At 67.9% G+C, this 13,548-nt stretch carries 14 protein-coding genes and 1 pseudogene; 5 read left to right on the top strand and 10 right to left on the bottom strand.

Features of this window, described 5'->3' with window-relative positions:
* Positions 1–49: 49 nt before the first annotated feature.
* Positions 50–1,459 (bottom strand): methyl-accepting chemotaxis protein, encoded by a 1,410-nt coding sequence (locus tag K1Y73_RS11375; protein ID WP_225028414.1) that lies wholly within the window; start codon positions 1,457–1,459, stop codon positions 50–52.
* Positions 1,460–1,527: 68 nt separating this feature from the next.
* On the bottom strand, positions 1,528–2,550 hold the full coding sequence (locus K1Y73_RS11370) for a ribose-phosphate pyrophosphokinase (protein ID WP_225028413.1): 1,023 nt from the start codon (positions 2,548–2,550) through the stop codon (positions 1,528–1,530).
* Positions 2,551–2,752: 202 nt separating this feature from the next.
* Here K1Y73_RS11370 and K1Y73_RS11365 point away from each other — a divergent pair, with 202 nt between their 5' ends.
* Positions 2,753–3,565 (top strand): alpha/beta fold hydrolase, encoded by an 813-nt coding sequence (locus K1Y73_RS11365; protein WP_225028412.1) that lies wholly within the window; start codon positions 2,753–2,755, stop codon positions 3,563–3,565.
* A gap of 86 nt (positions 3,566–3,651) precedes the next feature.
* Here K1Y73_RS11365 and K1Y73_RS11360 read toward each other — a convergent pair whose 3' ends face one another.
* The 8 genes from K1Y73_RS11360 to K1Y73_RS11325 all read right to left on the bottom strand — a co-directional run bounded on the left by K1Y73_RS11360 (position 3,652) and on the right by K1Y73_RS11325 (position 10,406).
* Complete coding sequence (locus K1Y73_RS11360; RefSeq protein ID WP_225028411.1) at positions 3,652–4,689, bottom strand: threonine aldolase family protein; 1,038 nt, start codon at positions 4,687–4,689, stop codon at positions 3,652–3,654.
* Entirely contained in the window at positions 4,689–5,144 is a 456-nt protein-coding gene (locus tag K1Y73_RS11355) for a YcgN family cysteine cluster protein (protein ID WP_225028410.1), read from the bottom strand. The genes K1Y73_RS11360 and K1Y73_RS11355 overlap by 1 nt, the downstream gene beginning before the upstream one ends.
* 40 nt (positions 5,145–5,184) lie before the next feature.
* Complete coding sequence (locus K1Y73_RS11350; protein WP_225028409.1) at positions 5,185–5,763, bottom strand: GNAT family N-acetyltransferase; 579 nt, start codon at positions 5,761–5,763, stop codon at positions 5,185–5,187.
* A 54-nt stretch (positions 5,764–5,817) separates the two neighbouring features.
* Positions 5,818–6,753, bottom strand: a complete 936-nt coding sequence (locus K1Y73_RS11345; RefSeq protein ID WP_225028408.1) for a bifunctional riboflavin kinase/FAD synthetase — start codon at positions 6,751–6,753, stop codon at positions 5,818–5,820.
* Between the two features lie 36 nt (positions 6,754–6,789).
* Positions 6,790–7,242 (bottom strand): MaoC family dehydratase, encoded by a 453-nt coding sequence (locus K1Y73_RS11340; protein ID WP_225028407.1) that lies wholly within the window; start codon positions 7,240–7,242, stop codon positions 6,790–6,792.
* Positions 7,243–7,377: 135 nt separating this feature from the next.
* Positions 7,378–8,280, bottom strand: a complete 903-nt coding sequence (locus K1Y73_RS11335; protein WP_225028406.1) for a TIGR01459 family HAD-type hydrolase — start codon at positions 8,278–8,280, stop codon at positions 7,378–7,380.
* 80 nt (positions 8,281–8,360) lie between these two features.
* Positions 8,361–9,281 (bottom strand): manganese-dependent inorganic pyrophosphatase, encoded by a 921-nt coding sequence (locus K1Y73_RS11330; RefSeq protein ID WP_225028405.1) that lies wholly within the window; start codon positions 9,279–9,281, stop codon positions 8,361–8,363.
* A 111-nt stretch (positions 9,282–9,392) separates the two neighbouring features.
* Complete coding sequence (locus tag K1Y73_RS11325) at positions 9,393–10,406, bottom strand: TraB/GumN family protein (RefSeq protein WP_225028404.1); 1,014 nt, start codon at positions 10,404–10,406, stop codon at positions 9,393–9,395.
* Positions 10,407–10,690: 284 nt separating this feature from the next.
* Here K1Y73_RS11325 and K1Y73_RS11320 point away from each other — a divergent pair, with 284 nt between their 5' ends.
* From K1Y73_RS11320 to K1Y73_RS11305, 4 genes and pseudogenes are all read left to right on the top strand, one after another.
* Positions 10,691–10,978, top strand: a complete 288-nt coding sequence (locus K1Y73_RS11320) for a co-chaperone GroES (protein WP_165014350.1) — start codon at positions 10,691–10,693, stop codon at positions 10,976–10,978.
* Positions 10,979–11,048: 70 nt separating this feature from the next.
* On the top strand, positions 11,049–12,686 hold the full coding sequence (gene groL, locus K1Y73_RS11315) for a chaperonin GroEL (protein ID WP_225028403.1): 1,638 nt from the start codon (positions 11,049–11,051) through the stop codon (positions 12,684–12,686).
* 106 nt (positions 12,687–12,792) lie between these two features.
* Positions 12,793–13,128, top strand: a complete 336-nt coding sequence (locus K1Y73_RS11310) for a hypothetical protein (RefSeq protein WP_225028402.1) — start codon at positions 12,793–12,795, stop codon at positions 13,126–13,128.
* 12 nt (positions 13,129–13,140) lie between these two features.
* A pseudogene (locus K1Y73_RS11305) lies at positions 13,141–13,548 on the top strand (EamA family transporter); the annotation flags it as partial.

Raw genomic sequence — 13,548 nt, 5'->3', positions numbered from 1 at the left:
TGCGGCCCGGGGGAGGGGGCGCCTGACCGGGCGCGCCTTGCCGCTTCTGTCAGAAGGCGCAGCCCAGCCGCAGCCCGCCCCAGTGCCGGCCCTTGACGAAGATCGGCGCCGAGACGTCCTTCATCATCGCGAATTGGCCGCCCCCCATGTCGCGGCGATAGACCTGCAGCAGGAAAGGCGCGGTCGACCGGCCCGCACCCAGACCGACCCGATCGTCGAAGATGCGGCGATTGCGGCAATGGGCAGCGTTCCAGACCGGATCCGGGCCCTGGGGCTGCGAGAATTTCTGGTTATGGGTCGGCAGATAGCCGTTGCGATCCACCGCGGCGCAGAACACCACCCGCGGGTCGCCCTGCGCAAGCGCCTCTTGCACCGCGGGAAAATACCGGTCGGTGACCGCGGTGAAGGGCGCCAGAACCTGAACCGGATTGCTGCCGGGGATCGGCGCATAGCGGGCCTCGAACAGCTGCGGCAGGGCGATCTCGCCCCGGTCGACCGCGGCGTCCAAGGCCCGGCCCAGCCGCTCGGCGCCCTGCTGCACCCCGGCGATCAGATCGCGGTCGCTGGTCGCCCCGCCCAGCTCCACCGCATGCTGAACCATGGTCTCGCCCAGTTGGATCAGCCCGCTGGCGCGCCGCCGCGCCTCGGTCACCTTGGCGCCCTGGTCGGCGACATTGTCGAACAAGGCCCGCAGCGCCGGCCCGAAATCGGCCAGCGCCAGGCGCACCGATTCGATCTGCGCGGCAATCTCGGCCGCGGCGGCGCGGCCCGCATCTGCCTGGTCCTGCATCGCGTTCAGCGCCGAGCCCGCCTCGGTCAGGCCGGACAGGCCCTGCTGGGCGCGTTGCGACACGTCCACGGCTTCGGCCGTCAGCGTCGCCAATTCGCCTGCCAGAAGCCGGATCGTGTCGGTGATCGTCTCGGCCGCGGTCGAGGTCTGGTGCGACAGCGCCTTGATCGCATCCGCGACCACGATAAAGCCCCGCCCGGCATCGCCGGCCCGCGCCGCTTCGATCCGCGCATTGACCGCAAGGATGTTCACCTCGCGCGAGATTTCCGTGATCTGGCCGTTCGACTGGCGCACCTTGCCGACGATTTCACCAATCTTTTCCATGCGCTGGCCCGCGCCGGAAACCCAGCGCATCACCTCTTCGCTGGCGCCCAGCGCGCCCTGGACCTGGGTGGAAGATTGCAGGACCGCCCCCGCCACCTGGTTCACCGCCACCCCGGTACGTTCGGAAGCCCCGGCCATGGTGCGGCTGGCCTGGGCCACGGCACGGGCGGCGCCGCGGGCGCGGTTCAGATCCTGAACCTGGGCATGCGCCACCGCATCGACCCCGTCCAGGAAGCCCGCAATATCGACAATGTCATGCGACAGGCTGACCGCCGCCTCGGCCAGCACATCGACCTGCGACGCGGGCGCGACGTCTGGGCGGTGACGGCGATGGGCAGGCTGCATGGAAGGCTCCTCCGGGGGTGCCTTCCTTATCGGCCAAAGCCCTTGCGCGGCGGTTAACGCCGGCCCGATCAGCCGGTGGTGCTGTACATGCCCTCGTAGATCGGCACCAGGGTTTCATCCTCGAACAGCGAGGACACCGACATGCCGCCCCAGATGTTCAGGATCGCCTGGGCAAACATCGGCGCGGTCGGCACGATGCGGATATTCGGCGCGGCCTGAACCTTGTCGCCCTGCTGGATCGAATCGGTGATCACCAGCGATTTCATCACCGACTTCGACACCCGCTCGACCGCGGGGCCCGACAACACGCCATGGGTGATATAGGAATGCACTTCCTTCGCGCCCTGTTCCATCAGCACTTCGGCCGCCTTGCACAGCGTGCCGGCCGTGTCGCAGATGTCGTCGACGATGATGCAGACCTTGTCCTTGACGTTGCCGATCACCGTCATCTCGGCCACTTCGCCCGCCTTCTCGCGCCGCTTGTCGACGATGGCCAGCGGCGCGTTGATCCGCTTGGCCAGTTCGCGCGCCCGCGCCACGCCGCCCACGTCGGGCGAGATCACCATCACCTCGTCCAGCCGGCCGCGGAAATTGTGGCGGATGTCCAGGCTGAACACGGGCGAGGCGTAAAGGTTGTCGACGGGGATGTCGAAGAAGCCCTGGATCTGCGCGGCATGCAGATCCAGCGTCAAGACCCGGTCCACGCCCGCCTGGGCGATCAGGTTCGCCACCAGCTTGGCGCTGATCGGCGTGCGGGCCTTGGCGCGGCGGTCCTGACGGGCATAGCCGAAATAGGGGATCACGGCGGTGATGCGGCTGGCGCTGGACCGGCGCAGCGCATCGACCATGATCAGAAGTTCCATCAGGTTGTCATTGGCCGGGTTCGAGGTCGGCTGGATGATGTACATGTCCTCGCCGCGGACATTCTCGAACACTTCGACAAAGATTTCCTGATCGTTGAAGCGTTCGACCCGGGCGTCGACCAGGCTGATCGACATGCCGCGATGCATCGACATGCGCCGGGCGATGGACTTGGCCAGCGTCAGGTTCGCATTGCCGGAAATCAGCTTCGGCTCGGTGATGGCGGGCATGGGGGTCTCCGATGGCAGCGGATTCGCTTGCGGCGGGGCATAGCACCCGGGGGGATGAAGGCAAGGGGGTGCGGCGTCATCGGTGCATGCGGGGGCGACGGCGTGGCCCGCAGGCCTGATCCCGGGGCATGCGGCCGAAGGCTTGCCGCGGGCAGGGCGCGGGGCTAGCAGAGGGGGCCGCGCGCCCCAGACCGAGGATGACATGCCCGAAGACCTTATCGCCGGCCAGCGCATCGCCTGGCGCCACTGGGACCGCGGGGCAGGGCGGCACACCTTGGCGATCCATTGCTCGCTGGCGCATGCCGGCGCCTGGGCGGGGCTGGCCGAGATGCTGCCCGAGATCAGCCTGACCGCGATGGACCAGCCCGGGCATGGCCGGTCCGAAGACTGGCGGCCGGGCAGCGATCTGCATGCGCTGACCACCGCGGCGGCAACTGTCCTGGCCCAGCGTCTGGCCGCGTCGGGGCCGGTCGATCTTTTCGGCCATAGTTTCGGCGCGACGGTGTGCCTGCGCCTGGCGCTGGAACGGCCCGACCTGATCCGCAGCCTGGTGCTGGTCGAGCCGGTTCTGTTCGCCGCCGCCAGGGGCACGCCGGTCTTCGCCGAATTCGCGCGCGCCCAGGCGGACCTGCCGACCGCAACGCCCGAAGACCGTCTGGCCTCGGCCAGCCGCTTTCACGCGCTTTGGGGCGATGGCCGGCCCTTGGCCAGCCTGCCCGAGCGGCAAATGCGCTATATCCTGGACCGGATCCACATCATCCCGGCGCAGAACCGGGTGCTGCTGGACGATGCCGCAGGCCTGCTGCGGCCCGGCGGGCTGGAGGCGCTGTCCCGGCCCGTCCTGCTGGTCGAGGGGGGCGAAAGCCCGGCGGTCATTCCCGCGATCCAGGCCGCCCTGGCCGCACGCCTGCCGCAGGCGCGGCGGGTCGTGCTGGACGGGGCCGGCCATATGGCGCCGATCACCCATCCCGGCCCCCTGGCCGATGCGATCCGCCGCCATCTGCAAGAAAGCTGAGCGCGCGGCCCCGAGGTGCCCGAGTTTTCGACGAAAACTCGGCGTCACTCCGGCCGGCGGACGCGGGGCGGCGAAAACGCGGGCCGCTAAAGCGCCGCGTCCAGCGCCTGAAGGAAAGCGTCGATCTCGTCGGCGCGGCTGTTCCAGCTGGTCACCAGCCGCGCGCCCTCGCGCCCCTCGGCCAGCGGCCAGCCATAAAACCGCGCCCCGGCCGCTTCCAGCCGGGCCGTGGTGCCGGCGGGCCATTCGGCAAACATCATGTTCGCCGCGACCGGATGGGCCAGCGTCACGCCACCCCGCCGCGCCAGCCCCTGGGCCAGCCGCGCGCCCATCGCATTGGCCTGCGCGGCCAGGCGCAGCCACAGCCCGTCCTGCAGATAGGCCGCCATCTGCGCCGAGAGGAAACGGTGTTTCGACACCAGATGCCCCGCGCGCTTGCGGCGCAATTCGAATTCCCAGGCTTTCGCGGGGTCGAAGATCACCACCGCCTCGACGCCCAGACAGCCATTCTTGGTGCCGCCGAAAGACAGGATGTCGACGCCCGCCTTCCAGGTCAGTTCGGCCGGGCTGGCGCCCGTCGCCACCACCGCATTGGCAAAGCGCGCGCCGTCCAGATGGCAAGGCAGGCCGGCGGCCCGGGCCAGCGCGGCCAGGGACGCCGTCTCGGCGGGCGTATAGACCGTGCCGGCCTCGGTCACATTGGTCAGGCTCAGCAGGCCCTTCTGCAGCGAATGCACGCCGCCTGCGCCGATCCGCGCCAGCTGCGGGGCCAGCGTGGCCGGAGTCATCTTGCCATCGGCGCCCGGCACCAGCACCAGCTTCGCGCCGCCGGTGAAGAATTCCGGCGCGTTGCATTCATCCTCGGCCACATGCGCCTTGTCCTGGCAGAAGACCGCGCCCCAGGGCGGGCAGAACAGCGCCAGCGCCAGCGCATTGGCCGCCGTGCCGGTGGCGACCAGATAGACCGCCGCCTCGGGTGCCTCGAAGATCTGCCGGATCTGCGCCACGACCCGCTCCATCAGCGCATCGGCGCCATAGCTGGGCGCGGGCCCGTCATTCGCGGCCAGAACCGCCGCCAGGATCTCGGGCGCGGCGCCCGAGCTGTTGTCCGAGGCGAAGAACATCACGGGCTTTCCTCGATCAGGTGGTCTTCCCAATCCTCTTCCGGCACGGTCAGTTCCGACACGGTGCGCCCGCGCATCGACTGGCCCGCCTTGTGGGTGCTGTCAGGATCGCCGGTCACCAAAGGGTGCCAGTCGGGCAGGGGGCGGCCCTGCCACAGCAGCTTGTAGGCGCAGGTCGACGGCATCCAATAGGCGCTTTTCTTCAGCGTCTTTGGCGTCAGCACCACGCATTCGGGCACATGGGTCTTGCGATTGGCATAATCGGAACAGCCGCTGGTCGCATTGTCGAACAGCCGGCAGGCGACGCAGGTGTAGACCACCTCGCCGGTGTCGTCATATTCCAGCTTGTTCAGGCAGCATTTGCCGCAGCCATCGCACAAAGCCTCCCATTCCGCGGGGGTCATCTTCGACAGGGGGACGGTTTCCCAGAACCGGGGGCGCAGCAGGTCAGTCATGGCGGCAACCTGCGCCGAAGCGGCGGCGAAGGGAAGGGGGCTAAAGCACCAGCCGCATCAGGGGCCGGCCTTCCTTGACCTGCGCGACGGTCTGGAAGCCCGCTTTCTGGAAGACCGCGGCCGAGCCGACGAACAGCGTGGTCGATATCGACTGCTTGGCCTTCACCATGGGTGCTGCCTCCAGCAGCCTTGCGCCATTGGCGCGGGCAAAGCCGATGCCTGCGGCCACCAGCGCATGCGACAGGCCAAGGCCCCGCGCCGCGCTGCGCAGGAAGAAGCAGGACACCGCCCAGACCGCCGGATCATCGGCCGGCCCGTCGGGCAGGGGCGCCGAGACGCGGCGGGCGTTGTTCCATTGCGGCACATCCGCCCGCGGGCCGATCTGCATCCAGCCCAGCGGCTCGGCGCCGCGATAGGCCAGAAGCCCGGGCGGCGGGCCGGCCTGGATCCGCGCGATCATCAGCGCATGACGCTCGTCGCCGCTCAGCGTGGCGCGGGCCTTGGGCGGCAGACGGAAATAGGTACACCAGCAGCCATAACAGGCGCCCTGCGGGCCCAGCACGGCTTCGAAATCGCCGATCCGGTCGGGCGTCAGCGGCAGGATGCGGATCTCGTCCATGGTGACCCCCCGTTTGCTGCGGCCGCACCGGGCGACCGCGGGTGCAGATCCGGCTCAGGCCGCGCTCAGGATCGCGCGGGCGCGGCCGCAATCGGCCTCCATCTGCGCGATCAGCGCCGGCAGGCCGTCGAATTTCATCTCGGGGCGCAGATAGTCAACCATCGCCACCGACAGGTGCTGGCCGTAAAGATCGCCTTTGAAATCCAGCAGATAGGTTTCCAGGTTCGGCACTTCGCCATCGAACATCGGCCGCACGCCCAGACTGGCCGCGCCCATGTAGCGCCCGGCCTGCGGCCCGGTCAGCACATCGACCTCGACCGCATAGACCCCGAATTTCGGCAGATGCAGCCCGCCCAGCCCCATATTCGCGGTGGGAAAGCCCAGCTCGCGGCCGCGTTTTTCGCCATGCACCACCTCGCCTTCGATCCGGTGCCAGTGGCCCAGCATCGCCGCGGCATCGCGCGGCCGGCCCTCGCTCAGCGCGCGGCGGATCGCGGTCGAGGAAATCTCGGTCCCGCCCTGGCGGATCAGCGGCGCGATCGTGGTGCGGAACCCCGCGCCTGCACCCTGGCTTTCGCCCAGCCGCGCCAGATCCTGCGCCCCGCCCGAGCGGTCGCGCCCGAACGAGAAATCCTCGCCCACCACCACATGCGAAACGCCCAGGCCGCGCGACAGGATCTCGGTCACGAAAGCCTCGGGCGACAGGGCCGCCATCGCCTTGCTGAAGGGCAGCTGGAACAGATGTTCGACGCCCAGCTTCGCCAGACGATTCGCCCGCGCCTCGGCATTCATCAGCCGGAAGGACGGCCCGTCGGGCTGGAAGACCTGGCGGGGATGCGGCTCGAAGGTGATGACGCCCAGGGGACCCTTGTCGCGGGCCAGGTCGATGATGCTTTGATGCCCCAGATGCACACCGTCGAAATTCCCCAGCGCGCAGGACGTGCCGCGCGCTTCGGGGGCAAGCCACTGCCAGTCCTGGTGAATCTGCATCGGCTCTCCGGCGGAGGGCGCCGGCGCTGCGGGGCCCTAGTCGAACTTGCGGCTGGGCGCCAGCACCACGGCCTCGCCCTTAAGGACCAGCGTATGACCCACCGAAGCCAGAGTTTCAAGGGTCACCCGGCGCTTGGCATGGTCGATGGCCAGAACCTTGACCTCGGCCGTCACCACATCGCCCGGCCGCACGGGGGCCAGAAACTTCAGGCTTTGCCCCAGATAGACCGTGCCATGCCCGGGCAATTGTTCGCCGATCACCGCCGAGATCAGCCCGGCCGTCAGCATGCCATGCGCGATGCGGCCTTCGAAGATCGTATCCTGGGCATAGGCCTCGTCCAGATGCACCGGATTGCGGTCGGTCGAGATCTCGGCGAACAGCGCGATATCGCGATCGGTCACCTGCTTGGTCAGCGACCGGGTCATCCCGATCTCCAGATCCTCGATGCAGATCGTGCCGCGCGGCAGATTGTGAGTGGTGTCGAACATCTCGGCCATCCTTGGGCATACCCTCTGGGCTGAAGGGCAGACTAGCAGATGCTGCACCGCGGCGCAATTCTGCAGCGCAAGATATTTCCGCATATACGACCAAAGGCGCAACTATGTTGCGCCGCCGTTTCACGATCAGCGCAGCCGGCCCAGGGCGAAGGTGGCCGACAGCTGGCGGGCGGCCAGCCAGGGCTCCAGCAGGGCGGGGTCCGGGTGGTCCGAATCGGGGCCGAAGGCGGCGGCGTCGATGCCGCCCGAGATGAACAGCGTATCCAGCCCCTCGGCCAGCCCGCCCTGAATGTCGGTGCCGATCCCGTCGCCGATGCACAGGATCTGCGGATCGCCCGCCGCGGCGCCAGCCAGCAGCGCGCCCAGCCGGCGCCGGGCCAGATCGTAGATCGGCGGATGCGGCTTGCCGAAATACAGCGCCCGGCCGCCCAGCTGTTCGTAATCGCGCGCCAGCGCGCCCGCGCACCACAACCGCTTGTCGCCGTAATCGACGACGATATCGGGATTGGCACACAGCATCGGCAGGCCCAGCGTCTTGCCCAGCAGCAACTCGGCCCGATAATCCGCCGGCGTCTCGGTCAGATCGTCGCGCAGCCCGGTGCAGACGATGCCCTCTGCCTCTTCCATCCGCGCCACGCGGCGGATCGGCGGCTGGCTGGCGGCATATTCGGCCAGATCGGCGGCGAAATCGGTATAGAAGGGCTCGTCCTTCTCGGAGCCGATCGCATAGACCTGCCGGCCCACCGCCCCCGACAGCATCGCGAATTGCGCCGCATCGCCCGAGGTCACCACCTCGTCCCAGGCGTCGCGCGGCACGCCCATGCCGTCCAGCTGCGCCACGACCGAGCCCTTGGGGCGCGGCGCATTGGTCAGCAGCACGACCGTTCCACCGCCGCGCCGATAGGTCTGCAGCGCCGCCACCGCCGAGGGGAAGGGCTGGCGCCCGTTATGCAGGCAGCCCCAGAGATCGCAGAAGACAGCGTCATAACGCCCCCCGACTTCAGCCAGCGACGCGATAATCTGGGCCATGGGGGCCTCCTGCCTTCATCTGTCCATAAATATCCTGGGGGTCCGGGGGCAAAGCCCCCGGGGGTTCCGCAGGCGAAACCTCAGACCTTCAGCGCCGGCAGGATCTGCTTCTTGCGGCTCATGATCCCGGGCAGCACGACCGTATCGCCGGAAACCTTGGCCCCGAACGAGGCTTCGGCGATGGTCTTGACCAGATCGTTCGGCACCAGAAGCGTGGCTTCTTCCTTCAGGATATCGACGATGAACAGCAGCACCTGATCGGCGCCATCGGCCTGCGCCACGCCCGGCATCGCCGCCATCAGGCTGGCCTTGCGGTCCAGAAGCAGCTTCGGCGCGGTGGTTTCCAGCACCGAGACCCGCAGCTCTTTGCCGCCGATCGAATATTCCTTCGAATCCATCCGCAGCAGCGCCTCGTCCGAGAAGGCCGAGACATCGGATTTCGCCTCGAACAGCTTCGCGGCGAAGTCGGGGATCGACACGCCCAGATCCTTGGCCAGCGCCTCGGCGACCGCCTTGTCATGCGCCGTCGTGGTGGGCGAGCGGAATTCCAGCGTGTCCGACAGGATGCAGGACAGCATCGCGCCCTTGATCGCCTTCGGCGCCTTGGCCAGATCGGCGCCGATCAGGTCATGCATCACGGTCGCGGTGCAGGCCAGCGGGCGGATGGTGATGTCGATCGGCGTCTTGGTCTTGATGCCGCCCACCAGCATGTGGTGGTCGATGATCGCCTCGATCTTGCAGTCGTTGATGCCCTCGGGCAGTTCGGCCGGGTTGTTGGTGTCGACGATCACCACCGATGTGCCCGCCTCGACGCCCGAGACGATCTCGGGCTTCGGCAGCTGCCAATGCGTCAGCATGAAGGCGGCTTCGGTGTTGGGCTCGCCCAGCAGCACGGGCTTGGCGGGCACGCCCTTCACGTCGGACAGATACCAGGCCCAGACGATCGGGCTGCCGGTGGAATCGGTGTCGGGGCTTTTATGGCCGAAAACGAGGGTGGTCATGGGCGCTCTCATCGGTTGGATTTGGCCGGGCTTTTAGCCGAGGGCGCGGGCCTTGTCAGGCGATTTCCACGCGCCCGCCGCAAGCGGCGCCGGGACGGGGGTCTTGCCGCCCTAGCGCAGCGGCGCCAGCACCCAGCCGTCTTCGGCCAGAAGGTTCAGCACACCCGCCCGGCCCGACAGATGCAGCGCGCCGAAGGCCACCACCAGCGGACCCTCGGCCGAGGCGGCGTCGATCACCGGAATCCAGGCGCGGTTGCGATCCTCCATCAGCGCCTTTTCCATCACCGCGAATTCGGCATCGACCTCGGCCGGATCGGCCCCGGGCGCGTCATGGGCCATCTTGCGCATCATCTCCCAGACCAGCCGGCTTTCGCCGCGGAAATAGGCGGCAACCAGGGTGGCCGCGAAATCCTCGGCCTGATCCTCGGTCGCCAGCGAGGAATCGACCATGGCGATCTGCTGCGCCTCGGTCATGTCGCCGAACAGCTTGAACACCGTGTCATAGGGTTCCAGCGCCTTGATCGGCACGCCCGCCGCCGTAGCCGTGTCGATCAGCATGCCGTCCAGCCCCTTGGGCTCGGCCATGTTGGCCATGGCGCAGGGCGGGATCGCCAGGATCACCGTCGCATACCAGGGCTGGAACTTCGCCGCCATGAAGCCCGGAATGCCGCGTTCCGACAGCGCGCGCGACAGCCGGTTCCAGGTCGCGGCGGGCAGGCGCTCCAGAAGCGTGGGCCCCTCGGTGATGAACATGGTCGAGGGATCGGCGGCCACGCGTGCCATCAGCGCCTTTTCCTCTTCCGGCCCGGCCTCGACCAAAAGGGCGCTGGCCGCGCCCACCAGCGGCGCCAGCCGCGCCAGCGTTTCGGCATGGCGCGGGTCGTCCAGGTGATAGGTGCCGACAAGGGTGATCTGCGCCGCCCCGCGCGTCGCGGTCCACAGATTGCCCTCGGCAAAGGGTTCGGCCCCGGCCCGCGCGCGCAGCGCCGCGCTTTCCGCCGCCGGCAGGGCGGCGATCAGATCCTGGCCCTGGCAATCCGCCGCGGCAGCGGGCGCCAGCGCCCAAAGGCCAAGCGCCAGAAGAACGGCCGGCACCAGGCCGCGAAGGGAAACAGGCAGGGACATCGGCAACGGGCTTTCTGGCAGGCGGGTCATCGCGGCCAGACTGACACCCGACGCGCCGAAGGAGAAGGGGGCCAGGGGATTTTCCGCCAAGTCCTTCGCCGCGCCCCGTCGTCGCGCCCGGTTGCCTTGGCCCGGTTGCTTTGCCCCGTTGCTTTCCCCGGCGCGAAACAGCTTGGGCTGCGGGTGTTGACAGGGCGGGGGGCATTGCCTATCTCGGTGCCGTTAGCACTCAGCCAAGGCGAGTGCTAACCGAATTGAACCTGGAACCTAGGGAGTGTTACCAGATGGCTTTCAAACCGCTGCATGACCGCGTGCTCGTGCGTCGCGTCCAGTCCGAGGAAAAGACCAAGGGCGGGCTGATCATCCCCGACACCGCCAAGGAAAAGCCCGCGGAAGGCGAAATCGTCTCGGTCGGTGAAGGCGCGCGCAAGGATTCGGGCGAGCTGATCGCCCCGTCGGTGAAGGCGGGCGACCGCGTGCTGTTCGGCAAATGGTCGGGCACCGAAGTGACGCTGAACGGCGAAGAGCTGCTGATCATGAAGGAATCGGACATCCTCGGCATCATCGCCTGAGGACGTCGGGCCCCGGGCCCGACCGACCGACCGATTCCCCACATCAACCTGAATTTCGAGGAGTAGCACGATGGGTGCGAAAGACGTACGTTTCGAGACCGATGCCCGCGACCGCATGCTGCGTGGCGTCAATGTTCTGGCCGATGCCGTCAAGGTGACCCTGGGCCCGAAGGGCCGCAACGTGGTGATCGAGAAAAGCTTCGGCGCCCCGCGCATCACCAAGGACGGCGTCACCGTCGCCAAGGAAATCGAACTGGCCGACAAGTTCGAGAACATGGGCGCGCAAATGGTGAAGGAAGTCGCTTCCCGCACCAATGACGAAGCCGGCGACGGCACCACCACCGCCACCGTCCTGGCGCAAGCCATCATCCGCGAAGGCCTGAAGTCGGTCGCCGCCGGCCTGAACCCGATGGATCTGAAGCGCGGCATCGACCTGGCCACCGCCAAGGTCGTCGAAGCGATCAAGGCCGCGGCCCGCCCGGTCAAGGATTCGGACGAAGTCGCGCAAGTCGGCACGATCTCGGCCAATGGCGAAGCCGAAATCGGCCGCCAGATCGCTGACGCGATGCAGAAGGTCGGCAACGAGGGTGTCATCACCGTCGAAGAGAACAAGGGCCTGGAAACCTCGACCGATGTCGTGGAAGGCATGCAGTTCGACCGCGGCTACCTGTCGCCCTACTTCGTCACCAATGCCGACAAGATGATTGCCGAGCTGGAAGACGCCTATATCCTGCTGCACGAGAAGAAGCTTTCGTCGCTGCAGCCGATGGTTCCGCTGCTGGAAGCCGTGATCCAGTCGCAGCGCCCGCTGGTCATCGTGGCCGAGGACGTGGAAGGCGAAGCCCTGGCGACGCTGGTCGTCAACAAGCTGCGCGGCGGCCTGAAGATCGCGGCCGTCAAGGCTCCGGGCTTCGGTGACCGTCGCAAGGCCATGCTGCAGGACATCGCGATCCTGACCGGCGGCCAGGTGATCTCGGACGATCTGGGCATGAAGCTGGAGAATGTCGGTCTCGACATGCTCGGCCGTGCCAAGAAGGTCGTGATCAAGAAGGATGACACCACCGTCATCGACGGCGCCGGCGACAAGGCCGAGATCGAGGCCCGCGTGTCGCAGATCCGCGCCCAGATCGAGGAAACCACCTCGGATTACGACCGCGAGAAGCTGCAAGAGCGCGTGGCCAAGCTGGCCGGCGGCGTCGCTGTCATCCGCGTCGGCGGCATGACCGAAGTCGAAGTCAAGGAACGCAAGGACCGCGTCGATGACGCCCTGAACGCGACCCGTGCGGCCGTGCAGGAAGGCATCGTCGTCGGCGGCGGCGTGGCGCTGATCCAGGCGGCCAAGTCGCTGGACGGTCTGAAGGGTGCCAACAGCGACCAGGACGCGGGCATCGCCATCGTCCGCCGCGCGCTGGAAGCGCCGCTGCGTCAGATCGCCGAAAACGCCGGTGTGGACGGCGCGGTTGTCGCCGGCAAGATCCGCGAGTCGAACGACAAGAACTTTGGCTTCAACGCGCAGACCGAAGAATATGGCGACATGTTCAAGTTCGGCGTGATCGACCCGGCCAAGGTGACCCGCACCGCTCTGGAAGATGCGGCTTCGGTCGCGTCGCTGCTGATCACCACCGAGGCGATGATCGCCGACAAGCCGGCCGACAAGTCGGCGGCTCCGGCGATGCCCGGCGGCGGCATGGGCGGCATGGACTTCTGATCCAGCCCCTGCAAAGGGATGGGAAAGGGCGGCCCTCGGGCCGCCCTTTTGCTTTGCCATGGGCTGCGGATACGGGCACCATGCGGCTTCTGCCGAGGAGGGTGTCATGGCCGCAGATCCGCGCCAGATGAAGACCAATCAATATGTCGTTCTGTTCATGAGTGCGGTGCTGATCTTCGGCGCCGTCAATGCGGTTACGGTCACGGCCGACGAATACGATCCGGCCACACTGGTCTGGATGAATCTCGGTCTGGATCTGGTGATGACGGCTCTTCTGGCCGTGCTTTTGACGGCCGTGGCCCGGGCGGCCGCGCCGGGCGGGCTGAAATCCGCCGCGCTGGGCCTGGGGGCGCTGGGGCTGATCGCGGGGCTGGTCAAGCTGGCGGCGCGGTTTTCCAGCGATCATGGCTGGTGGACCGGCCATTTCAGCTACGCGCTCTGACCGTACCGGCAGATGCGGCTTTTCCTGCTGACGGCGCTGGCGATGCTGGCCTTTGCCGCCAATTCGGTGCTGAACCGGATGGCGGTGGGGCAGGGGCTGATCGGTGCGGTGGAGTTTGCGGTGATCCGGCTGGCCAGCGGCGGCGCGATGCTGGCTGTGTTGCTGCTGCTGCGACGGGGCGCGCTTTGGCCGGGCTGGGCGGGGCGCGCGGGCGGCGTGGCCGGGCTGCTGGTCTATCTGTTCGGCTTTTCGCTGGCCTATCGCGGCCTGCCCTCGGGGCTGGGGGCGCTGGTCCTGTTCGGCATGGTGCAGGTGACGATGTTCGCCGGCGCCTGCCTTTCGGGCGAAGCCGTGCCGGCCCGGCGCTGGACGGGGGCGGGGCTGGCGCTGGCCGGGCTGGGGCTGATCGCTCTGCCCGGC

It is taken from the genome of Xinfangfangia pollutisoli, assembly GCF_020179405.1.
GTDB classification, from domain to species: Bacteria; Pseudomonadota; Alphaproteobacteria; order Rhodobacterales; family Rhodobacteraceae; genus Pseudogemmobacter; species Pseudogemmobacter pollutisoli.
The sequence above is the reverse complement of the archived record's forward strand: the minus strand, read 5'-3'. Positions and strand labels throughout refer to the sequence as shown.